This is a genomic window from Ruficoccus sp. ZRK36 (genome assembly GCF_019603315.1).
Classification (GTDB): Bacteria; Verrucomicrobiota; Verrucomicrobiia; order Opitutales; family Cerasicoccaceae; genus Ruficoccus.
The window spans coordinates 3,681,071-3,703,494 of the sequence record NZ_CP080649.1 but is presented as its reverse complement, the minus strand read 5'-3'; the positions used below and the strand labels follow the sequence as shown (position 1 = coordinate 3,703,494).

General features: G+C 61.3%; 16 protein-coding genes. 9 read left to right on the top strand and 7 right to left on the bottom strand.

Features of this window, described 5'->3' with window-relative positions; genetic code table 11:
* Positions 1-6: 6 nt before the first annotated feature.
* Positions 7-1,878 (bottom strand): carbohydrate ABC transporter permease, encoded by a 1,872-nt coding sequence (locus K0V07_RS16140; RefSeq protein ID WP_220622424.1) that lies wholly within the window; start codon positions 1,876-1,878, stop codon positions 7-9.
* Positions 1,879-1,884: 6 nt separating this feature from the next.
* The gene (locus K0V07_RS16135; protein ID WP_220622423.1) at positions 1,885-4,734 is read right to left on the bottom strand and encodes an extracellular solute-binding protein; all 2,850 of its coding nucleotides are present in this window, start codon (positions 4,732-4,734) and stop codon (positions 1,885-1,887) included.
* Positions 4,735-4,905: 171 nt separating this feature from the next.
* On the opposite strand from K0V07_RS16135, the gene K0V07_RS16130 reads away from it, so the two are divergent.
* From K0V07_RS16130 to K0V07_RS16120, 3 genes are all read left to right on the top strand, one after another.
* Positions 4,906-6,333 carry a malonyl-CoA decarboxylase gene (locus K0V07_RS16130; RefSeq protein ID WP_220622422.1) on the top strand — a complete coding sequence of 476 codons (1,428 nt, stop codon included), beginning with the start codon at positions 4,906-4,908 and terminating at the stop codon, positions 6,331-6,333.
* A gap of 245 nt (positions 6,334-6,578) precedes the next feature.
* Positions 6,579-7,856 carry a glycosyltransferase gene (locus K0V07_RS16125; protein ID WP_345778182.1) on the top strand — a complete coding sequence of 426 codons (1,278 nt, stop codon included), beginning with the start codon at positions 6,579-6,581 and terminating at the stop codon, positions 7,854-7,856.
* A 53-nt stretch (positions 7,857-7,909) separates the two neighbouring features.
* Positions 7,910-9,994 (top strand): HAD-IIB family hydrolase, encoded by a 2,085-nt coding sequence (locus K0V07_RS16120; protein ID WP_220622420.1) that lies wholly within the window; start codon positions 7,910-7,912, stop codon positions 9,992-9,994.
* Positions 9,995-9,996: 2 nt separating this feature from the next.
* Here K0V07_RS16120 and K0V07_RS16115 read toward each other — a convergent pair whose 3' ends face one another.
* Complete coding sequence (locus tag K0V07_RS16115; protein WP_220622419.1) at positions 9,997-10,866, bottom strand: helix-turn-helix transcriptional regulator; 870 nt, start codon at positions 10,864-10,866, stop codon at positions 9,997-9,999.
* A gap of 158 nt (positions 10,867-11,024) precedes the next feature.
* Between K0V07_RS16115 and K0V07_RS16110 the strand changes: the two genes are divergently transcribed.
* The 3 genes from K0V07_RS16110 to K0V07_RS16100 all read left to right on the top strand — a co-directional run bounded on the left by K0V07_RS16110 (position 11,025) and on the right by K0V07_RS16100 (position 14,414).
* A complete protein-coding gene (locus tag K0V07_RS16110; RefSeq protein ID WP_220622418.1) occupies positions 11,025-11,795 on the top strand; it encodes a ThuA domain-containing protein in 771 nt (256 codons plus the stop codon).
* A 91-nt stretch (positions 11,796-11,886) separates the two neighbouring features.
* Positions 11,887-12,972 carry a Gfo/Idh/MocA family oxidoreductase gene (locus K0V07_RS16105; RefSeq protein ID WP_220622417.1) on the top strand — a complete coding sequence of 362 codons (1,086 nt, stop codon included), beginning with the start codon at positions 11,887-11,889 and terminating at the stop codon, positions 12,970-12,972.
* A 233-nt stretch (positions 12,973-13,205) separates the two neighbouring features.
* Positions 13,206-14,414, top strand: a complete 1,209-nt coding sequence (locus K0V07_RS16100; RefSeq protein ID WP_220622416.1) for a SpoIIE family protein phosphatase — start codon at positions 13,206-13,208, stop codon at positions 14,412-14,414.
* Between the two features lie 177 nt (positions 14,415-14,591).
* Here the strand turns inward: K0V07_RS16100 and K0V07_RS16095 are convergent, their stop codons facing one another.
* Positions 14,592-16,076, bottom strand: a complete 1,485-nt coding sequence (locus K0V07_RS16095) for a sulfatase-like hydrolase/transferase (RefSeq protein WP_220622415.1) — start codon at positions 16,074-16,076, stop codon at positions 14,592-14,594.
* 100 nt (positions 16,077-16,176) lie between these two features.
* On the opposite strand from K0V07_RS16095, the gene K0V07_RS16090 reads away from it, so the two are divergent.
* The gene (locus K0V07_RS16090) at positions 16,177-16,971 is read left to right on the top strand and encodes a hypothetical protein (protein WP_220622414.1); all 795 of its coding nucleotides are present in this window, start codon (positions 16,177-16,179) and stop codon (positions 16,969-16,971) included.
* A 124-nt stretch (positions 16,972-17,095) separates the two neighbouring features.
* Positions 17,096-18,430, top strand: coding sequence for a BNR-4 repeat-containing protein (locus K0V07_RS16085; RefSeq protein WP_220622413.1), 1,335 nt, complete (start codon positions 17,096-17,098; stop codon positions 18,428-18,430).
* A gap of 26 nt (positions 18,431-18,456) precedes the next feature.
* On the opposite strand, the gene K0V07_RS16080 is transcribed toward K0V07_RS16085, so the two are convergent.
* Both K0V07_RS16080 and K0V07_RS16075 read right to left on the bottom strand, forming a co-directional pair.
* On the bottom strand, positions 18,457-19,761 hold the full coding sequence (locus K0V07_RS16080) for an MFS transporter (protein ID WP_220622412.1): 1,305 nt from the start codon (positions 19,759-19,761) through the stop codon (positions 18,457-18,459).
* Between the two features lie 221 nt (positions 19,762-19,982).
* Complete coding sequence (locus K0V07_RS16075; protein ID WP_220622411.1) at positions 19,983-20,228, bottom strand: hypothetical protein; 246 nt, start codon at positions 20,226-20,228, stop codon at positions 19,983-19,985.
* A gap of 148 nt (positions 20,229-20,376) precedes the next feature.
* Between K0V07_RS16075 and K0V07_RS16070 the strand changes: the two genes are divergently transcribed.
* Positions 20,377-21,852 carry a PLP-dependent aminotransferase family protein gene (locus K0V07_RS16070; RefSeq protein WP_220622410.1) on the top strand — a complete coding sequence of 492 codons (1,476 nt, stop codon included), beginning with the start codon at positions 20,377-20,379 and terminating at the stop codon, positions 21,850-21,852.
* Between the two features lie 36 nt (positions 21,853-21,888).
* On the opposite strand, the gene K0V07_RS16065 is transcribed toward K0V07_RS16070, so the two are convergent.
* Entirely contained in the window at positions 21,889-22,395 is a 507-nt protein-coding gene (locus K0V07_RS16065; RefSeq protein ID WP_220622409.1) for an ankyrin repeat domain-containing protein, read from the bottom strand.
* Positions 22,396-22,424 lie beyond the last annotated feature (29 nt).

Below are 22,424 nucleotides of genomic sequence, written 5' to 3'. Positions count from 1 at the left end.
GCGTCCTTATTTCTCCGTGGGCACCACGATGCCGCGCAGGATGAGCTTCTGGGCGAAGAGGAAGACCACCAGCGGCGGGATGGCCGCCAGGAGCACCGAGGCGTAGACGCCTCCGCTGGTCACCGTCTCGCGGTACTGGTACAGCCACACTGGGAGCAGCCACATGTCCTGCTCTGGAGCGACGATGATCGCGAACATGAACAGCGTGTACGCGGTGTTAAAGGCGGTCAGCGCCACCACTGCCAGGATCGGCTTGCTCAGCGCCATCGTGATGGTGAAAAACATCCGTCCCTCCGAGGCTCCCTCCAACTGCGCGGCCTCGTATAGCTCGCGGGGTAGCGAATCAAAGAAGCCCTTGAGCAAAAATATCAGGTAGCCGTTCGCAATGGTCGGCAGCAGCAGCCCGATGAAAGTATTCATCAGGCTGAGCTTCTGGAGCATGAGAAAGATCGGGATCGTCGTCACCATGGGCGGGAAGGCCATCACGGCCATCATGATGAGCAGCACCTTATAGGTACCCGGCAGTCGGAAGCGCGAGAGCGCGTAGGCTGCCAACGGGTTCAGGATGATCGCGGCCAGGACCGAGAGGGTGCAGAAGATGATAGTGTTCCAGAGGACGCGCCCCTCCAGGGCGACCGCATCAATCACATTGACGAAGTTTCGTGCTGCGAACTGCCGCCGAAGCTGGCCGGCATGCTCGCGTGTGTACTGATACTCAAGCTGATCCTGTGGTGGCCATGCGTATTCAGTATTTGAATACGAGCCGCCGTACGCTTGCGAAAGAGTCTCTCCGGTTTTGTATTGCTGGCGGAGCCAGTCCGCCCATGCGTATTCCGGGCCGGTTAGCTCCCAGCTCTCGGGAGGTAGTGTGTCGAGAAAGGCTCGGTAGTCACGGCGCTGCTGCCCCGAGAGGTATTCGCCATGGGGCAGGGTGATGCCCGAAAAATCTGCGTAGACCGTTTCCCCCCAGGCTTGGTTAAGTGTGCCGATGTCAGCGCCATAGCGCTTGGAGAGAAATCTTTGGTAAGTGGCAGGCTCTACGCTCTTGGTCAAAATAAAGGACGGGTTGAGCTCGCTGCCGACATACTCCAGCCACACGCTTCGGAATGCCGCCTGCTCCTGCGGTGGAACCCGCCGGGGTAGCCGGAACTCGGAAAAACTTTTCAGGTTGAGCCGCAGTGCCTCGTTGAAACGCTCCAGCGATCCGTAGCGCGGATAGGCGATCTGGACGAGAAAGGTGCCGGTGGGCGTGACGAGGCGGAGCTCGGCCGGAGGGGATGCCTGGAGCAGCTTGAGGTACTCGGCATGCAGGGCGTTGCTCTCGAAATCGTAGCGTGATGATAGCCACTCCGGCGGGGGCAGGGTGACTTGTGTCCAGCTTGTGATGGCGGTGCCGGTTCCCTTGGCAAAGGCCTCCACATCGCCCCCGAAGCGCTCCTGTACGCGCTGGCGCAGGGTGCGCAGATTCTTCGGGATGGTCAGCATGCCGGAGCTTCCGCCCAGCGCCTGCCAGTGTAGCGGCAGGTTACCCTCCGCGATAAAGGCGCGCAAATCGCGGACCGCCGTTTCGTTCAGCGTGGCAGGGGGCTTGATTTGGGAAAAGGCGTAGTCGCGGCTGAGGTGAGCGGCGTTGAGCTCGCCGATGCGCTGCTCGTACTTGTATTCGAGAAACTTGCGGTAGAGCGCGTCGTCATCGGTCAGGTAGGCGGGGATCAGGCCGAGTTCGTTTTCGTCGATCTCACTGCGGAAGGCCCCGGAGACCATCAGCAGCAGCGGGTAGAGCATCGTCACTGCTCCGAGAGTGAGCAGGATAAAAATCCCCGCGTGGAAAAGCCGCCCGGCGGTAGACTTGGATTCGACTGGCGTAAAGATCGGCATGGCGCGTCAGCTTCCGCTCCCTCCTGCTTTGAACTCCGAGCGTGCGAGCAGGCGCATCTGGTAGGCGGTGAAGCCGATCAGGATGCCGCCCATAATCCACGCCATGGCGGTGCCCGCTCCGTAGTCGAGATCCATAAAGGTGCGGTAGAAAATGGCAAGTGAGAGGGTGTTGGTCGCGCCGTTGGGGCCACCTCCGGTCATGACCAGGATCTGGTCCGCCCCGCCCTTGAAGGCGGCGACCATGGCCGCAATCAGGTTGATCACGATGAGGAACTTCATCCTCGGTAGGGTGATGTAAAAGACCTTGTGCCAGAAGCCCGCCCCGTCGATGGCGGCAGCCTCGTAGAGCTCATCGGGGATGCTCTTGAGCCCGGCCAGATAGATCAGGCAGCCCGGACCGCTCGTGGCCCAGACGGTAGGGATGACCAGACAGAGCATGGCCATGCGCGGGTCTTGCAGCCAGCGTTGCGGCTCGATCTGGAAGCGTCCGGCCAGCGCACCGAGCGTTTCCATGGTGCTGCTGATGCCACCCGCCATCCAGGCATTGACGAGCGGAGCCATTGTAACCGCGAGCAGCCCCAGCCCGAGCGCGCCGAGGAGGAGTTTCAGCCCCGCGCCCAGCTCCGTGAGTTTAAAGGGCAGGGCGAGCAGGCCGGTCACGAGCGTGAGCCACACCAGCAGCAGGGTGAGCTTGATCAGCGTCGCGGGCACCGCTCCGAGGGCGTTGAGCGCGAGCAGGAGCTGGTTGAAGGTTCCGGCAGGGGAGGGATCGTAAAGCTGCATCCACAGAAAGAGCACCACGACCCCGGCCAGCACGGCGGGCAGATAAAAGACCGTCCGGAAGAAGACCTTGGCAAAGGTGGTGGGTACCTCCTGCAGGAGAATCGCCAGCAGGATCGGTGGCCAGAAGCCCAGGCCTACCATGAGCGCCACGTAGTAAAACTCCCGCCAGAGTGCCTGCCAGAAGCGCGGGTCGTAGAGGATGCGTGCGAAGTTATCCACCCCCACCCAGTGGCTGGGCAGGACCAGCTCGTAGTCCATGAAGGTCAGGCTCGCTCCGCCCAGCACCAGCGGCAGGTACTGCCAAAACAGGATCAGCCCAAAGGCCGGCAGCAGCAGCGCCCATCCCCGCAGCAGGTTGCGGCGGTGGGTGGCGCGGCTGGATTCATAGACGGGTCCCGCGCGCCCGAAGCTTCTCCACACCGCTCCGATGCCGAGCGTAAATGCCGCTGCCAGCGCCGCGAGGACGGCACCCGCCACCCAGCGGCGTTTACTCAGCTCAGCCGGATCGATCTGGCCGAGTGCGCGCGCGTTGACCTCGCGCTCTGCGGCTTGCAGGAGCTGGAGGATGTCAGCCTGTGCCTCCTCGGGGGTCATGCTGGAGTAGTCGCGCTCCAGCGCCTGGTTGATCGGCTCGGAGAGCATCCGGTAGATGAACTGCGTGCCTTGGCCATAGGGCTCTGGGACGCCCCCGGACAGGGCGGTCTCATAGGTTTCTTTCCAGCCGGGCGGAACTTTTTTTAAGAGGTCGGTGTACCCGAATTTCGTGAGCAGGTCCGGGTTGACGAAGGCACCGTAGCCACGGTCTACAAAGAGCTGGGTGCGGATCTGCTGCGCCTGCTCGCCGGTGACGAACCACAGGTACCGCATCGTCGCGAGCTGCTGGGCCGGGCTACTCTGGCTGAAGACCCCGAGCATGCGCGCGTTGAGGAGGCTGCCGCGCTCGCCATCGGGGCCGGCGGGTAGGGGAGCGATGCCGACGAGTTGCGGGTTGATGGCGGCGAGCATCTGGTCATCGAGCGAACCAAAGCTCATGCTGACCTGTCCGTACTTCCACAGCAGGTTAAAGTCCGGGCGCAGGGTGGCGGCTCCTGCGTGGGTCTGGTCGCCGTAGGTGTAGGGCTCGCGCAGCAGTTGCCAGAAAAACAGGATACCCTCTGTCGCCTCGGGGGTAGCGAACGAGGCTCGCCACGGGCCGTCTTTATCACGCGTCATGGCGCGAGTGCCGCCGTTCATGAGAAACTGGTAGGCCTGGTAGCTGATGCCCTCGCCGGGCGAGAAGGCCATGGCGTAGCGGCGCTGCTCGGGAGCGTGCAGTTGACGTGCCGTACTCAGCAGCTCGTCCCAGGTCTGCGGGGGGCGGCTCGGGTCGAGCCCGGCGGCCTGAAAGTGGTCCTTGCGGTAGAAAAGGGCGCGCACGAGGGTGGAGGTCGGCAGCGTCCAGACATGGCGGCCCTCGAAGCGCCCGCTCAGGTCCTCCCGGTAAACGACGGGCCAGGCCCGCTCAGGGACACGTTCTTTAATCAGGGCGAGGGCAGCAGCGACCTCAGCCTCGCTCGGGTCGGCGAGCCAACGGCCTTTGCCATCGGTCTGGCGAACTGTCGGGTCGTCGCTCAAGACACGCGCCAGCAGCGTCTCCAGCGGCAGGAGAAAACCGTGCTCATTGTAGGTCGCCGATTGGCGGAAGTTCACATAGATGGCGTTCGCGCCCATCCCGGCGGCGATGGCCATGAGCGAGCCAGAGTCGCGCGCGTCGTCCACCCCGATGACGGGCATGGCAAAGGACTTGATCCGCACGTCGGGGTTGGCTTCCAGAAAGGCGCGCACGACCTCGCGCTTTGCCAGCGCGTCTACGGTGACTTCGCCCGGCTGGGGCAGGTTTTCCACCACGATGGCGACCGGCTCGGTCGAGCTTGCACTGGAGGCGGGTTGGGGGGATGGCTCTGGCTGAGCCGCAGCGTGCCCGCCTGCACCTAGCACCAACCCTGCGATCGCCCCGCGCAGCCAGCGCCGCAGGTGGCAGCGATGGGAGAGGCGGGGAAACGCGGCGATGGGCATGGGCACAGTTTTAGTCATCCGTCGCGCGGGGTGAAGCCTCTTATGCGAAAAGCACGGCAGTGCTTAGGGAACCGCAGGCATTTACACCTGTCTTTAACAATGCTAATTTTCGGTTACGCTTGTATAAACATAGTTGATGGTGTGCGGCGACCGGGTGTATACTCTCCACCGAGAGAGGAGATAGAACGTATGAATATTGCCACAGAAGTGATCCAGCGGGGCAAACGCAACTGGTCCCGCCTGCCCAAGGTCTTGGGCCTGACCCGCAAGGGAAAAGAAATGACCCCCGAGGGGGCGCTCGTGCAGGCTGATGCCAAAACCCTGCGCGAGCAGATCGAGGCCTGCATCGCCCAGCGCGGCGGTCCGGTGTCGTCTTCGCAGCAGGCGGCCCGCCTCGCCGAGGATTATAGCCAGTGGGACGAGGCCGGTAAGCGCCGGTTCCTCGCGCTCTTGCTGGATGATTTTGATTTTAACGAAGCCCAGGTGCAGGAGGCGCTGCAGGCCGCCGGTAATGTGACCGGCGAAGAACTGCGGAACGCTTGCCAGGCGCTCCGCAAGGCTCTCGTGCCCGCACGGGCTGAGTTACTGCGCCGCTGGACGCTTCTCCCCGCCGGGGTGAAGTTCCTGGTGGACATGCGCCGCGATGTCTTCGCCCTGATGAGGGAAGAGCCGCGGTTCAAGCCATTGAGCACCGACCTCAAGGAGATGCTCTCCTCGCTCTTCAACGTCGGCATCCTCCAGCTCCAGTCCATCAGCTGGAACTCTCCCGCTGCCCTGCTGGAGAAGCTGATCGCCTACGAGGCCGTGCACGAGATCGAGAGCTGGGAGGACCTGAAGCACCGGCTCAATGTCGACCGGCGCTGCTTCGCGTTCTTCCATCCAAACATGCCGAACGAGCCGCTGATCTTTATCGAGGTGGCCCTGCACAAGGGCGTGGCCGACAACGTGCAGAAACTGCTCGATACCTCGGCCCCGGCTCTCAAGCCCAGCGATGCCGATACCGCGGTCTTCTATTCCATTTCCAATACGCAGAAGGGCCTGGGCGGGATTCCCTTTGGGGGCTTCCTCATCAAGCAGGTCGTAGACCGCTTGCGACATGACGTGCCGAACATCCGCAAGTTCATCACGCTCTCGCCGATCCCCGGCTTCCGCAAGTGGATGGAAGGCGAGGGCGGTCTGGAAATGCTCAAGGGGCTCGACCCGAAAAAGCTCGCCGCTGCCGCGCCCGGACTGAGTGCGCCGGAGAACTTTGCCGAGTACCTGGCAGGACTTGACTGGGAGCATCCCGAGTCGATGAGCGAAGATTTTAAGATGCTGCTCAAGGGACTCTGCGTGCGCTACCTCGGCGAGGCCAAGCGTGGTAATAACCCGACGGCGTTGGATCCGGTTGCCCACTTCCACCTCAACAACGGCGCCCGCATCGAGCAGATTAACTGGGTGGCGAATGTCACCCCGCGCGGGCTGCGTGAGTCCTTCGGGCTGATGGTAAACTACCGCTACAAGCTGGAGCGCATCGAGAAACATCATGAGGACTATCTGCACCGTGGGGTCGTCTATACGTCCTCGGCGGTAAAGGCCCTGCGCACCAAGAGCCCGGCTGCGAAGACACGCTCTTAGCCTGTATCCGATTTTCATGACAAAGCCCTCCCAGCGTTTTCGGGGAGGGCTTTTTTTTGTGCGGATATGGTCGCGAATTTGGGCATGTTTTTACCTCGTCGTAACGCTCAGATAGAAACCTTTTCGGATGAAACGTTGCGTTGATTGGTTAATTAGCTATCCTTCATAGGATGGCAGAGGAAGTATACCTGAAGCCGCCCGAGGTTAAACGCACACGCCGCGCCCGTAAGCGCGAGCGTATCGCTATGGTATCCACCCATGGCTACGTCGCCGCTGAGCCCCCCTTGGGGCTCCCCGACACTGGAGGACAAGTCGTCTATGTGATCGAGTTGGCTAAAAAACTGGCCCAGCTAGGATACGAGGTGGATATCTGGACGCGCCGTTTCGAGGATCAGCCCGAGCGCGAGGAGGTCGATGACCACGTACGGATTATTCGCATGCGCTGCGGCGGTAAGGAATTTATCCCAAAGGAGTATCTCTATAAGAAGCTCCCGGAGTGGACCGAGAACGCCCTGCGCTACATCGCGAAGAAGCGCTACAACTACCAGTTTATCAACTCGCACTACTGGGACGCCGGACTGGCCGGGCAGCATATGGCTGAGGAGCTGGGCGTGCCCCACATTCACACACCGCACTCGATCGGCACCTGGAAGCAGCGCCTCATGCGCGAGGATTATCCCGACGATGAAAAGTCGCTGGAGGAGACGTATAACTTCTCCCGGCGTATCCACCACGAGAGCACACTTTATCGCGAGTGCGACATGGTGGTGGCGACTTCCCCGATCCAGCTCGATATGTTCAAGGCCGACTACGGGCTGCCCGCTGACAAGGTGAAGATGATCCCCCCGGGCTATGATGATAACCGCTTCTTCCCGGTGAGTGAGGCGACCCGCACCTCCATCCGCGAGTCGCTCCAGTACGATCCGAATTTCAAGGTCGTTTCCTCCATCGGTCGCCTGTCCCGTAACAAGGGCTTCGACTTGCTGGTGGATGCGTTTGCGATCGTGGCCAAGCACATGGACAATGTGGTCCTGCGTCTGGCTGTCGGTACGGAGAACGAGCAGACGATGGAAGACCCGATGCTGCAGGAGCTCGTCAACAAGATCAAGGACTACGGCATCCAGGAGCGCGTTGTCCTGAGTGGCTCGCTGGACGATCCCGATATGCCCGACTTTTATCGCGCTGCGGATGTCTTCTGTCTGCCCAGCCGCTATGAGCCTTTTGGGATGACGGCTATCGAGGCCATGGCCTGTGGTACGCCGACCGTCGTTACCACGCATGGTGGCCTGTATCGTACCCTGACATACGGCATGGATGCGCTCTATGCGGACAGCTTTGATGCGGGTGATTTTGGATACACGATCCTGAAAGCCCTTCGCCACCCGGCGATTCATAATCGCCTGGCCTATGGTGGCGCGCACAAGGTCCGCAGCCTGTTCACCTGGACGGGGATCGCTCAGCAGCTGCTGAAGATCGTCGAAGGCCGCAACGCGCCTCGCCTCGAAATCACCGATGCCGGTTGATCTGGCACCATGTTTGCATACGGACTGACTAGTAACTGACTGCGTACCTGAATATGGCCGCAAAAGATAAGAACCCGCCCGTCCGGCTCCTGTGCTCGGATATCGACGGAACGCTCCTCGGCAAAGCTGACGCTGCCGTGGCCTTTGCCCGCACCTGGGAGTCGCTGCCTGAGAAGCAGCGGCCCCTGCTCGTGTATAATACCGGACGCCTGCTCGAGGATGTGCAGCGCCTGATCAAAAAGAAGCGCCTGCCAGTGCCCGACTACTGCATCTGCGGAGTGGGCACGGTCATCTACGACTATCGAAAGTCCGAGTGCATCAAGGCCTTCTCCGTCGTCCTGGAGGACGGTTGGGATTTGGCAAAAGCCGAGGAGGTCGTCCGCGACTGTATGCCCGAGGCTGTGCGCCAGCCCGAGCATTTTCAGAGCCCGTACAAAACCAGCTGGTATGCCCACTGCGAGCAGCCGGAGCTGGATGCGCTGGAAGACCGGCTCAGCGACACGGGCCTGCAGGTCAATGTCGTCTACTCCAGCGGTCGCGACCTGGACGTGCTCCCGAAATTCGCCGACAAGGGTAATGCCTTGGTCTGGCTGCTCAAGCGGCTCGGCATCGCTCGTGAGCAGTGCCTCGTGGCCGGGGATACCGGCAACGATAATGCGATGTTCCTCAAGCGCGGGGTGCGTGGCATCATTGTCGCGAATGCGCAACCGGAGCTGCTGGAGCGAATGGTCGGCCGCAACGGCATGTACCGCGCACACGGCACCTGTGCGGACGGCGTGCTTGAGGGCTTGATGCACTATGGCGTCATCAGCGAAATCGTAGAAGGTGACCCGGAGGAGGCTCTCAGCCATGCGCCCGAGATTCAGCACCTGGTCGAGGAGGAGCACACCAGCCCGCTCAGTGAGAGCGACCTGGCCTTTATCCAGGAGGGCTATCGGCACGCGATCGACGGTATCCGCCGCAACATTACACCGAAGGGCTTCTCGGCCTGTTCGCTCGAAGACAATAATACGCGCGGCACCGATGCGAACTACCGCAGCGTGTGGGCGCGCGATGGTGCGGTGACCATTGTTGGTACGATTGAGCTGGACGATCCCGATATCCGGGCCTGCCAGCGCGCCACGCTGGATACTCTGATCAACTGCATGACGCCGACCGGCCAGATCCCTGCCAATGTCAGCCTAGATACGGGTGAGCCCGATTACTCCGGGGTGGGCGGCATTTGCTCCATCGACAGCGGCTTATGGGTGATTATCGCCTTCGCGGAGTTTATCCGCGCCACGCAGGACTTTGGGTTTTTGCGGAGCCATATCGACTCACTGCAAAAGGCGATGGACTGGCTCAGTGCGCACGACAGTAACAACGACGCGCTGCTGGAGATACCCGAGGCCGGCGACTGGACCGATTTGTTTGGGCGCAGCTACCACGTGCTGATTGACGAGGTGCTGTGGTTCCGCGCCAACATCGCATTTGGACGCCTGCTGGAATATCTCGGCGACCGCAAGCGGGCAGGGGACTACCTGCGCTGGGCCGGTTCGATCAAAAAGAAAATCTTCCGTGAGTTCTGGCCGTCGGTGAATGCCGCGGGTGAGCTCAACTACACCTTTGCGGATTCACAGGCCTCCATGGGGGACACCAGCTACCTGCTGGCGCAGATCACGCCCTTTGACCACGACTGGCGCTGCGATGTGTACGGTAATGCGCTGGCTTTCCTCTTCAATGTCATCGACCACGAGCACGCGCAGACTGCGTTCCGCTTTATGTGGGGCTCGGGGGTCAATGAGCCCTTCCCTGTCAAAAACCTGTACCCGCCCGTCGAGTCGGGAGACCCGAACTGGAAGCGCTACTACACGGTGAATCTGCTCAACCTGCCGCAGCACTATCACAACGGCGGCATCTGGCCGCTGGTGGGTGGCGTCTGGGTGCGCTTCCTGAACCGCCTCGGGCTGCGCGAGCTGGCCTGCGAGCAGCTGGTCAAACTCGCCGAGCTGAACCACGCCGGTGCTTTTTACGAATGGGAGTTTAACGAGTGGGCGCATGGCCTGACCGGTAAGCCCATGGGGAAGGCCTATCAGGCCTGGTCATGTAGCGAGTACATCGCCGCCTGCCACGAGATCGGCCTGGTCGACGATGTTTAGGCTCATGGCTTGTTGGTCGTGAGCCGGAACTGGCGCGGCGTCATGCCCATGTGGCGCTTGAAGATGCGTATAAAGTAGGAGGGCTCGTTAAAGCCGCAGGCCCAGCCGATTTCCGAGATGTTATAGCCCGGATCTTCGAGCAGGTTGCAGGCTTGAGCGATGCGCTCCTGCGCGATCCAGCTCGTCAGGGTAAGCCCCCGGACGCGGTGGAACTGGCGGGATAAATGGTCGGCTGTGCAGTTAAGGGTCGTCGCAATGCCAGCCACCGTCAGCCCGGAGTCGCTAAGGCGACCGTGTACGTATTTCTCCGCTTCGGCTACCAGGTGTGGAGCCGGGTTGGGCTCGGGTGTGCGCGGCTGGGCCAGCTCTGAGCACAAGGCGCAGAAATAGGCCTCCAGCAAGCCCTGCATGTAGGGCTTGCGGAACTTCGGAGCCAGGTTGTCTTTACGGGAAATATCATCGAGGTAGCTCAGGAGCGTGTTGAAGCGCTTGCCGGTGTAGCTGTCGGCATTGTAGCCGTAGATCTTGCCGGATATGTCTGACTGCGCCCGGCGCAGCTGTACTCCGTCCCGGAATCCGCAGATGCATATGATGCTGTAGGGCGTGGCCAGATCGACCGGTGTCTCCCGGTGCGGCACCCCGCGCGGCATGACACAGATATCCCCGGTGAGCAGGCGGAAGCACTCGCCAGCGCAGTCGAAATCCGTGGCGCCCCCTGTCTGTATAAAGAGCTCAGGAATGGCGTGAAAGTGGGACTTCGGGCGCTTACGGTGGAGCTCACGCCGCTGGGGCAGGTGGATCTTGAGCTTGCCTGAGCGCATGCGTGCCAGGACGGCCTGGATGTCCTTGAGCTCAGAGTGGGAGGTAGGCATGGGAATGGTTTGGTAGGGCTATGCCGGATTTGTACTATAAAGCTCGAATCAATACGACTCTGCCCGCTTGTCAAAACCAAAGGGTAGGGACAGGTTGGACACATCGTTTAATCCATGAACCTGCGCGGCTGTCCGCGCCCAATACTCCCTATACAATCATGAGCACACCGATCCGCGTCACCGTTTGGGGTGAATTTCGCCACGAGAAAAAGAACCCCAAAGTTGCCGAAATCTATCCCGATGGGATGCATAACACGATTGCCGGTTTTCTCGGCAAGGATGCCGACATCACCGTCCGCACCGCTACGCTGGACGAGCCCGAGCACGGGCTGGGTGGCAGCGTGCTGGATGAGACCGATGTGATGGTGTGGTGGGGCCACATGGCCCACAAGGAGGTCTCCGACGAGATCGTTGCCAAGGTGAAGACCCGCGTGCTTGAGGGCATGGGGTTGATCGTCCTGCACTCCGGTCACTACTCGAAGATTTTCAAGAGCCTGATGGGGACGACCTGCTCGCTCAAGTGGCGCGAATCCACCGACAAGGAACGCCTCTGGAACATGATGCCCTCGCACCCGATCATGAAGGGCATCGGCGACTACTTTGAGATCCCGCAGGAGGAGATGTACGGTGAGCCTTTCGGCATCCCCGCTCCCGACGAGCTGCTGATGGTCTCCTGGTTCACAGGCGGTGAGGTCTTCCGCAGTGCGGCCACCTGGTACCGCGGCTATGGCCGGGTCTTTTACTTCCGTCCGGGTCACGAGACCTACCCGACCTACCATCAGGACGAGGTGCAGACGATCATCACCAACGCCGTTCGCTGGGCGATGTCAGGCGTCCGCATCCCCGATGTATGCCCGAACTCTCCCGCGCTGGAGCCCCTGCCGGAAGACCCGGAGGCCGCCTCCCGCTCGAAGATCGGCCACAAGTAAGCCGCTTCTTGACTAACCTTCACTCCATTTAATCTGTCCGGTCCGGGTATGGACTCCCGGGCCGGATAAAAACCATCCTATCCCTTTCACCATGAAAAAGACTACCCGTCGTTCGGGGCCTGTTCGTCTGGCCATTATTGGTACCGGAAACATGGGCAAGCAGCATGCCCGCCGTTATCAGGAGATTCCTGGCTGTAAGCTCGTCGCTGCGGTTGATATGAACCGCAAGCTGGTTGAGGCTTTCGCAGCCGAGTTCGACATTCCTGAAGTCTACGACTCTGTGTCTGATATGCTGGCTCAATCACAGGTGGATGCCGTCTCGGTCGTCGTGCCGGATTCGTTCCATGCCGCCGTCGCTATTGAATGCCTGAAAGCAGGCAAGCACGTGCTCTGCGAGAAGCCACTGGCCGTCAACCACGCGGATGCGCAGCGCATGGTCAAGGCTGCCGAAAAGGCCGGGGTGATCAACATGGTCAACCTCTCTTATCGTGACATGCCGAGCCTGCAGGCGGTGGCCAAGCTGATCGCTGACGGTAAGCTCGGTGACATTCGTCACGTCGAGGCCAGCTATCTGCAGTCCTGGCTCCCCAGCAAGGTCTGGGGCGACTGGCAGACCGAGCCGCGTTGGCTGTGGCGTCTGTCCAGCTCTCATGGCAGCAAGGGCGTCCTCGGGGATGTCGGCGTCCACATCCTGGACTTTGCGACCTTCCCGGTCGGCTCGCTGAAGGACATCTTCTGCAAGCTGAAGGTCTTCCACAAGGCTCCCGGCGACAAGATCGGCGAGTACAACCTCGACGCGAACGACAGTGCGGCCATGACGGTCGAGTTCACCAATGGCGCTCTCGGGGCCATCCACACCACACGCTGGTGCGGTGGGCACGCGAACCGTCTGTATCTGAAGATTGCCGGTACGACGGGCAGCGCGGCTATCGACACCGACTGGGGTAACGATATTTATCGTACCAGCCTGGGCCGTAACCTCGAAAAAGCCACGTGGAAGGAGTGTAAGGCGAAGAAAACGCCGAACAACTACGCGCGCTTTATCAAGAGCATCCGTACCGGTGTGCAGGACCAGCCTGATTTCGTCCGCGGAGCGGAGCTGCAGAAGGTTCTGGATAGCTGCTACGTCTCCGATGGGAAAAACGCCCCCGTCAATCTGCTGAAGGGCAAGAAGTAGCACCTTTATTTATAGGTTTGGACCGCTTTTGCGGGCGCCCGCTCCGGTACAATCCGGGCGGGCGTTTTTTTATGTCTGCTGGCGTGTTGGTCGGTTTTGAGGTACTGTGTCTATACCGCAGCGGGACCCCGTGGGTGAGAAAAACACTCACGTGTAAGTTTCGCGCTGGACCTTAGCCAATGCATACCTGTATGACGGTTCATGGACAGCCGAAGTGTGGGAGGTTGACGGCCATGAAATCAGACGAAGTCAAGCAGGTACAGGACATCTACCGGATGAGCATTCCGGCGCTCTTTGACGCGCTCTTAAAGGAGTCCGAGGACTGTATCTACTTTAAGGACATGAAGTGCCGCTTCGTGTACGTCAGCCACCGCCACGCGCAGAAGTTCGGTGTCAGTAAGCTGGACGAGATCGTGGGTAAGACGGATTTCGACTTCTTTACCGAAGAGCACGCCCGGCAGGCCTACGACGACGAGCAGGAGATCCTCCGCTCTGGTAAGCCCCTGATCAACGAGACTGAAAAGGAAACCTGGGCCGATGGACACATCACCTGGGTCACCTCGACCAAGATCCCGCTGCACCTGAACTCGGGGAAGCTGGTGGGCATTCTGGGCATCTCCCGTGACATCACCCGCGAGAAGCTCGCTCTGGACAAGCTGGAGGACTCCGAGCGGCGCCTGCGTGAAAAGAACCGCATCCTCCAGATCGACTACGACAACGCCCGGCGTGTGCAGAGTGCCCTGATCCCCGGTGAGTCGCAGCCCTGCAGCTTTCTGAAGTACTCAGTCCTCTATAACCCGCTGGAGGCCGTTGGCGGTGACGTTATGAGCTTCCCGATGGGGCAATCGGGAGATTTTCTGGCCCTTTTGGGCGATGTCTGCGGGCATGGTATTTCTGCTGCGCTCTATACTTTGCTGGTCAAGCACGTGGCTGACCAGGCCGTGATCGACCATGTCGATCGCCTGGAGGATGCCATGGAGCAGGTCCAGAAGGATATCGCCGACCTGATCCGCCCCAACTATGTGACCATGGTGGCCGCACGCATCCGCAACAAGGATGGCAAATACGTGCTCGAGGTCGCCCATGCGGGGCATCCAGACATCCTTCACTACCACAAGGACAGCGGTAAGGTCGACGTCATCCGCCTGAAGCCGCAGGACGCGATTGGCTTCGCGACTGGCCGTGAGCGCCACGGCGAGTGTTTCGATCTGGCCATTGGTGACCGCTTGCTCTTTTACACCGACGGGGTAGTGGAGACGGTCAACGAGTGCGCCGAGGAGTTTGAGCTGGACCGGCTGATTGAGGCATTTACGGCTGAGCTGGAAACACCGGTCGAAGAGATGGCTGCCGGTATCAATAAACGTGTCCGTGCCTTCCGGGGGAAGGCTCCGCGCATGGACGACGTGACGCTGCTCGCCGTCGAGATCACCGGCGACGTTTAGTTCCGGCGCGCCCGACTCTGTGTTGCGCGTGCTCCCGTCTAGCTGGGCGCTGGGTGTTAGCGAACAGGAATACAGGGGAAACTCTCTTCCCTCCGCGCTACGATAATAACCTTCGACCCGCGCTCCGGAGCGAGCGGGGTAGTTGCTTGTCGTGCAGTTTTGTCGCCTGGCTCAGGGTCAGACCGGGGGCTTGCCGTCCCACCAGGGCGGGTCCTGAAAGATCAGGCCCTGGTCAGGGTCGTTGGGCATGCGCTTCGGCTCATAGGGTTTCCACTGGCCATCGGCGGATACCTCTTCGGTCTGGCCGGTACCGCGGATCCATGCCTGACATTCTCCGCGCAGACGCTGGAGCTGCGGGTGGTCGGGGTTGCGGGTCGCGAGGTTGGCGGTTTCGCGCGGGTCGTTTTTGAGGTCGAAGAGGTACTCCTTCTGGTCTGGCGCGCTGTAGACGAATTTCCAATCGTGCTCGACGGCCATGTAGAGCCCCATGTCCGCGCAGTCGAGCTGCGAGTAAACGCGCTCACGGTGCACCTTTCCACTGGCGAGGTCACGCAGCGGAAGCCCGTCGTACTCGCCTTCGGAGGTGTCGAGCCCGGCGGCCTGAACAAAGGTCGGCGCGAAGTCCACCAGGCTGGCCGGGGTGTCGCAGCGCTCGCCGGCGCGGTATCCGTCCGGCCAGCGCACCAGCAGCGGCACACGGGCGGACACATCATGCATGCCGCGCTTGCCGAAGCAGCCGTAGTCGCCGAGGTATTCACCGTGGTCGGCCCCGTAAAGGATGAGGGTGTTGGCGAGCTGGCCGGTCTCTTCCAGCGCCTGCAGGATACGCCCGACCTGCATGTCGATGAAGCTGATGCAGGCGTAGTAGTAGGCGCGCTGGCAGCGCACGAGGTTGAGGTCGATTCCGCCGTTGTCGCGGTATTTGGCGCGGTTTTGATAACGGTTGATGTAAACGATCAGATCGTCGCGGTCCTCCGGGATCATGGGTAGGGGCATGTCCGGGGCGCGGTAGAGCTTGTGCCAGGGGACGGGCGGGGCGAAGGGCGGATGCGGGTGGATGAAGCTGCCATAAAGGTACCAGGGCTCGGAAGAATTGGCGTTGTCCCGGATATAGGCGGCGGTGCGGTCCCCGATCCAGTGGGTGGGGTGCTCGTGCGGGGGCAGCACGCTGGGCTGGGGGATGTAGTACATCTCTCCCCGGATGCCGTGCGGCTCGAGCAGCCAGTCATAGCCATGCTCCAGCAGGCCGCTTGCGTAGTCGTCATCCTCACGGCGCTGGGGGATCTCCTCCTGTGTTTCACGCGCGCAGAAGCCCCGGAGCGCGAAGCGGTCGGGGTTGAAGTGGCACTTACCCACGCCGTGGGTGTGGTAGCCGGCCTGTTTCAGACGCTCCATAAAGGAGGGCTGCTCCTCGTTGGAGGGCATGGTATGGCGGTTCCCGTAGCAGCCGGTGCGGCCGGGGTAGTGGCCAGTGATCATGCTGGCGCGCGCCGGGACGCATTCCGGGCTGGGCGAGTAGGCCCGGGTGAAGGCCAGTCCCTCGTTGGCGAGGCGGTCGAGGTTGGGCGTGCGGATCAGGGTATTGCCAAGCGCTCCGATAGTATCGAAGCGCTGCTGGTCGGCGAAGAGATGGAGGATGTTCAAGGGGCGTTGCTGGGCCATGGAGAGAACGCTGTCCGGATCGTTCAGGGTGGTCCAGCCCGTGGAGGGGCAAAGTCAAGTGAAGCTTGTAAAAGTCCAGAAAAATGGACCTAATACCGAGATGGGACAACTGAGCCGTGCGTTGGTAGTGATGCGACACCTGAAGGAGCAGGGGCCCGCCCGCTTCGAGGAGTTGGTCGCGCTGCTCAGCCCGGTCTCGCGCACGACGGTCTCGGCGCTGCTGGACGAGCTGGAGCGCGAGGGAGAGGTCGAGCACCGGGAACGGCTTTACCTGCCCGGTGCGGGGAGCCGTCTGGCCACCGGTACAAATATCTATGCCCTGCCTACAGCGTTGCGGGCGCAGACGCATCCGGTGTTGGTGGAGTTGAGCGCCCGCACGGGCCACGCCAGCGCGCTCTTTGCGCGGGTGGGGGTGATGACGATGAAGATTCTGGACGAGTTTCGCCCGGTGGACTCAGACTGGCAATTCTCGCCCGCCGGCTACGAGTGGCCGCTGGTGCCCTTTCACGGCTTCGCCAAGATCTTTATCGCTTATGCCGAGGAGGGGATCGCCAAGCAATGTCATAGCCGGTGGTGGATGCAGCTGCGCCCCGAGCTCTATGAGCAGGACTGGAGTGCCTATGAGCGCCAGCTTCGCCTGATCCGCAAACGCGGCTACGCACTGGAGTATCAGGAGGAGAACTCCGCCATCCTGCGCCTGGCCGTCCCCGTGATGCTCTCGGGGCAGGGGCCGGTCTGCTTCTCGGTCGGGCTGGTGGCGCGGTTTATTTACCTGCTGGATGTGGACGCCTGGCAGGCAGCGCTGTGCGAGGCCGCTGATGCGCTGCGGGAGATCCTCGACGGACGGGTCCCGGCCTTTCGGTTCACCCTCGAGCCCCGCTCGGGAAAGCGTTGAAGGGGGCGCGTCTGCGCGGCCATTCGGTAAATTGCCACAGCGGTGTTGCGATTCAATGCGTTTGAATGAATGTCGTTTTTTCCGGTGCGGACAAACCCGGCGCGTTTGTTCTACACTGCTCGCAATGAAGACCGCTCGTACCCCCGCAGGGCTGGCTTTGCTGGCTTTTGCAATGTTGTTCCCCTTTAGCACCACCCGTGCCGCTGAGGCGCCTGCTACACCGCCGGACGCGGCTTTTACGCGGCTGGCCTCTGATGCTACCTATGGCTGCCGCCGTCCGCACGGCTACGGGCTCTATGACCCGGTCGTCGATAAGACCTTTGTCTGCTGGAACGGCCCGGGCATGAGCGTGATGGGGCGCAGCTACGATCATGCCACCGGCCAGTGGACGCCCGAGCAGGAGATTCACCGCCTGGAGTACTACGGCACCTGGGACTACCACAACTACCCAAATATGGCTCAGGCTCCGGACGGCAGCCTGCTCGTCACCTGGGCGGACCACAGTGACAACCTGCAACTGGCTCGCTCCCCGGCTCCGCACGAGATGGAAGGGGATTGGGAGTATCAACTCATCGAGGAGGAGAACAACTGCTACCCGATGATCATCACCGTGGGTGAGCGGGTCTATATTTTCTACAGCCAGACCAAGGACATTCACTGGCCGTATCGCCCCTTCGGGTATGTCTACTCAGATGATAGTGGCCGCACCTGGTCAAAGCATATCCCGGCGATTGACTCGGCCCAGCAGGACCCCGACCGGATTGACGAGGTGTACGCTTTTCACGATATCCTGCAGCCTGCCGATGGCGAGCACCCCGACCGCGTGCACTTCGTGTGGGTGATGCGTGGTGGCCCCAATGGCCACAACATGGGCTCCCGCAATGCGTACTTCGCGACCTTTCTGCCCGAGAGCGGCACCTGGCAGTCTGCCGATGGCACCGATCTGGGCGAGCTAATCGACTTCGATGAAATGCTTGCGCACTGCGTGCTGGTGGACACCGGACCGCAGACCGAGGAGCGCCTGATCAACCGTGTGCTGGTGTCCTGGTATCCGGATGGCACGCCCTTTGTGGTCTACAACCTGCGTAAAAACTCCTGGCTCGCCGTCTGGGAGGATGGTGCCTGGAAGCACGAGCAGATCGCTGACCTGTATGCCAAGGACCTGGAGCGCATGCCTGACGGCTCGCATCGCCTGCTGCTTGCACCCGGTACACAGGTGAAGGTCGAGATCCGTGAACAGCAGCACCGAGGCGACCCATGGGTGAAAACCTTTGAGCGGGAAATCCCGTATGACAACGGCGCAGACCGCACCTGGTCGATGGGCTTTATCGATAACGCCCGGCCCGAGGTAGACATCCTGATGAGCCAGCTCAAAATCGGTCAGGAGAAGAAGGACTACAGCGGTAAGTGGCCGGTGTGGTCAGTCGATACTTCGTCCGCTGAAGAGCCGCAGCCCTGAGCATTTGTGCGCTTCGGTGGTATCGGCTACTCCTCGCCGAGAGCTTCGAAGGTATCCTCTTTGATCCCGTAGGATTCTTTGAGGAAGAGGGCGGCCACGATACCGATGACGGCGATGATGGGCATGCTCAGCAGGGCCACCCGGAAGTCCGTTACCGTGTAGACCGGGTGAAGCGCTCCCTCTGTGCGCAGGTCGAGAATCCAGCCCACAATCGGCTGGAAAATGCCGCCGATGAGCATGACCACGAGGTTGCAGAAGGATATGGCGGTCGCCGAGGCCCAGTCCGGGTTATGCTCCAGACTACAGACAAAGCAGATGACCTGCGCGCTGGAGACGAGCCCGAGCAGCAGTAGTAGTGCGCTGCACTCCCACATACTCATGTGGCTGACGGTCAGCATGAGCGCGCTCACGGCCGCGGTGGCGATGAGCGAGACCATCAGCACGGGCTTACGCTTGCCCAGCCGGTCGGAGATGGCACCCATGAGCGGACCCCCTACGGCCCAGCCCACGTAGAGGAACGAAATGGCGTTGGCGGCACTGCGGTCATCGGCCCCGGTCAGGGTTTCCACATACTCATCGCCCCACAGAGCACCGAAGACGCTGAGGTTGAAAAAGAGGGCTGAGCCAATCAAGCCGATGATCCAGCTCTGCGGATTTTTGACCACGGCCTTCAGACCGTTGAGGACGGTGCTGGCCTCTTCATCCTCGGGGACCACCCAGGGCGGGGGCTTCGGGATCAGGATCCACATGGCGAACGCGATGAGGACACCACCGAGGCCACAAAAGGCCCAGGTCTCACGCCAGCCGACCGCGTTGAAAAGCTCGACCAGAGGCCGCTGGGCGAAGATGGCACCGGCCATCCCGAGCGTGGTAGTCAGCCCGGAGAGCAGGGCCACACGATTCCCGGGAAACCAGACAGTGGCCAGATGCATACACCCGACAAAGGCGAAGGCCGACCCAAAGCCCATGAGCGCGCGCCCCAGTCCGAAGCCGACAATGTCTGGCACGAGGACCGTCAGCAGGCAGCCGAGGAAGCACAAGATGGCGGCGGGTACGAGCACACGCCTGACGCCGAGCTTATCCAGCAGCAGGCCGACGGCGATCTGCATGGGTGCGTAAATGTAGTAGTAGATGCCCGTCGCAAAGCCGAATATCCCGGCACTGACACCGTAGACATCCTGCAGGTCCTTCTCCATCACAGAGGGGCCGACACGCACGAAAAACTCGTATAAATAGAAGACCGCGGCACTGCCCCAGATCAGCCATGAACGCCAGTTTCCGGGAGGGCCTTCACCCTCAGCGTAGGTTTTTCCTGTGACTGGACCAGACATGCTTTAACGTGGTGAGGATGAGCTTGTGGCAAATCCTGCCCCATGGCCAGCAGATACCTGACCGATCCGCGATAAATACCCATATTCAGGTAAAATAATCCACCAGCTCCTTTGTATTAAAGATACTGCCCTCGGAGCGATGTATCCACTGCAAGGATACAACATCAGAAGCTGTATGGGTCTATCGGTGAATCGAGTTAGCGGCATTCACCTTTACAGATTCATCTTTCGGCATCGGGGTTATCTTCTCCCTCGGTGAGGGAAATCGTCAGGCAGCGACTAGCGCAGAGTACGAGGCGTCTGCCCCTGGGGCGGGTACGCAGCTGCTCAGGAGTATCGATCAAAGTCGTGCGTGCCTGAGGAGCTTTGGCTGAACTCACCGCATGCGTGCAGACACGTCGCTTTTCTCCTGAGGCGGAGCTTTGACGTGGGCGCAGGAACAGGATCTTGCTCAGCAGTGAGTTCATGCCCCGAGTATGACAGATTGGGCAGTAGCGGCACAGAGGCAGCCGCTGGGAAATGCTACCGGCACAGTTCGGTTGTGGCTATCTGTACTGGTTTGATTTTGTTAAAACTGTATCTGTACTGTTTCGATGAATCTGTTACCGTGTAGATATGAACGTTGAAGCGCAGGACAGTGAATGCCTGTACGAGCGTATCGCCCGGCAACTCGACGCGCAGATCCGCGAGGGGGTCTTTCGGGTCGGCGAGCGTCTGCCCTCGGTGCGCCAGCTGTGCGCACGCGAGCGGGTCAGCGCCTCCAGTGCGATGCAGGCGCTTTCCCTGCTGGAGGCACGGGGGCTGGTGGAGGCCCGTCCTAAGTCCGGTTTCTTCGTACGTCCCCGTCGGGTAGAGCAGGCACCGCAGCCGCGTCCCTCTGTCTGTACGCTGGAGCCCAGCACGGTCGGAGTGTCCGACATCGTGGCCGAGGTCTTTCGGCAGGCTGGTGATCCGAAGATGGTCCCACTCGGCGCGGCCTTACCGGATCCCTCGCTGCTGCCGGCAGAGCGGCTTTCGCGTTGTCTGGCACAGGTGGCGCGCGAGCAGCCCGAGCGTCTGGGACGCTACGATATTTTACCCGGGCATCCTGATCTGCTGCGGCAGCTGGCGCAGCGCTTCGCGGCCTGCGGCTGCCCGGTCCCGCAGGAGGAGATCGTCGTGACCTGCGGGGCGATGGAGGCGCTGAATATCGCGATACGCGCCGTCACCCGGCCCGGTGATATCGTGGCGGTGGAGTCGCCCTGTTACTTTGGCATCCTGGAGCTGCTGGAGAGCCTCGGGCTGCGTGCGCTGCCGATTCCCGGCACCTGTGAGGAGGGGATCGATCTGGACCTACTGGAGGCAGCGATCGAACGCCATCGGGTCAAGGCCGTGGCTATCGTGCCCAGCTTCAGTAATCCCGGTGGCGGCTGCATGAGCCTGGCCGGTCGTCAACGCCTGATGGCCCTGCTGGCGGACCACGATATTCCGCTGGTGGAGGACGATGTCTACGGCGATCTCCACTTCGGCCCCGAGCGCCCGCGACCGGTCAAGGCATTCGACCGAGACGGGCAGGTGCTGTACTGCGGTTCTTTCTCAAAGATACTCTCACCGGGGCTGCGTGTGGGCTGGGTGGCTGCCGGTCGCTATACGGAGCAGGCCCGTCGGCTGAAGTATATCTCCAGCACGACCACGCCCGCTATCAATCAGATGGCTATCGCGCGCTATCTGGAATCTGCGGCGATGGAGCGTCATCTGCGTAAGCTCCGCCAGGCTTTTCGCACGCAGGTGGAGCAGGTCAGCGAAGCCATTCTTGAGACGTTTCCCTCCGGTACGGCCCTGAGTCGACCCACGGGCGGTTTTTACCTGTGGGTGCAGCTGCCCGAGGGTGTGGATGCGCTGGATCTCCACCGCATGGCTGCCGAGGAGTCTATCTACATCGCGCCGGGGCAGATATTTTGCCCGCACACGGATATCCGTAATCGGATTCGCATCAGCTGCGGCTATCCCTATGATGAACGTATCCAGAAATCGATACGCACGCTGGCCCGCCTTGTGCGCGAGCTGGAGCAGGGTAGGCTAAAGCCATCCGCTCCCCGTCGCCGTAAGTGAGACGTTATCCACGATGCGGCCGGGTGCCTGCTCGCGTTAGTTGACGACCCGCTTGAGCAAGGACCCGCCCAGCCCGAGGAAGTGGTCGCGCATGCGCAGTTTGGCACCTTTTGATTTCAGGAACTCGACTACGTCACGCTGCCCGAACATAGCGGCGAACGAAATCGGCGTCATGCCGCCGCCGTTGTCCGCGTGGATATCCGCACCGTGCTCGACCAGCAGCCGGACGATATCCAGATAGCCCTTGAAGGCGACGCCTCCGAGCGGTGTCTGGCCGCGGTCGTTGCAGCGGTCCACCTCTGCTCCTTGTGCAAGCAGCATCTCGGTCGTTTCGAGGTTGCCGTTGTAGCTGGCGAGCATGAGCAGGGATTGGCCCTTGTGGTCGCAGAGATTGACCGGCAGCCCCGCCTCGACCATGAGCTGGAGCGTCTCGGTCTCACCATGGCGTGCGAAGTCGAGCGCCTGCCGCTGAAGCTCCGCATAGCGGGCCTCTTCGGCTTCACTCAGGACGGCTGGGGCGGGGTTGTCGGTCTCGGTCTGCATATGACGAAAGGGTTCGGTCTCTGTCGTTG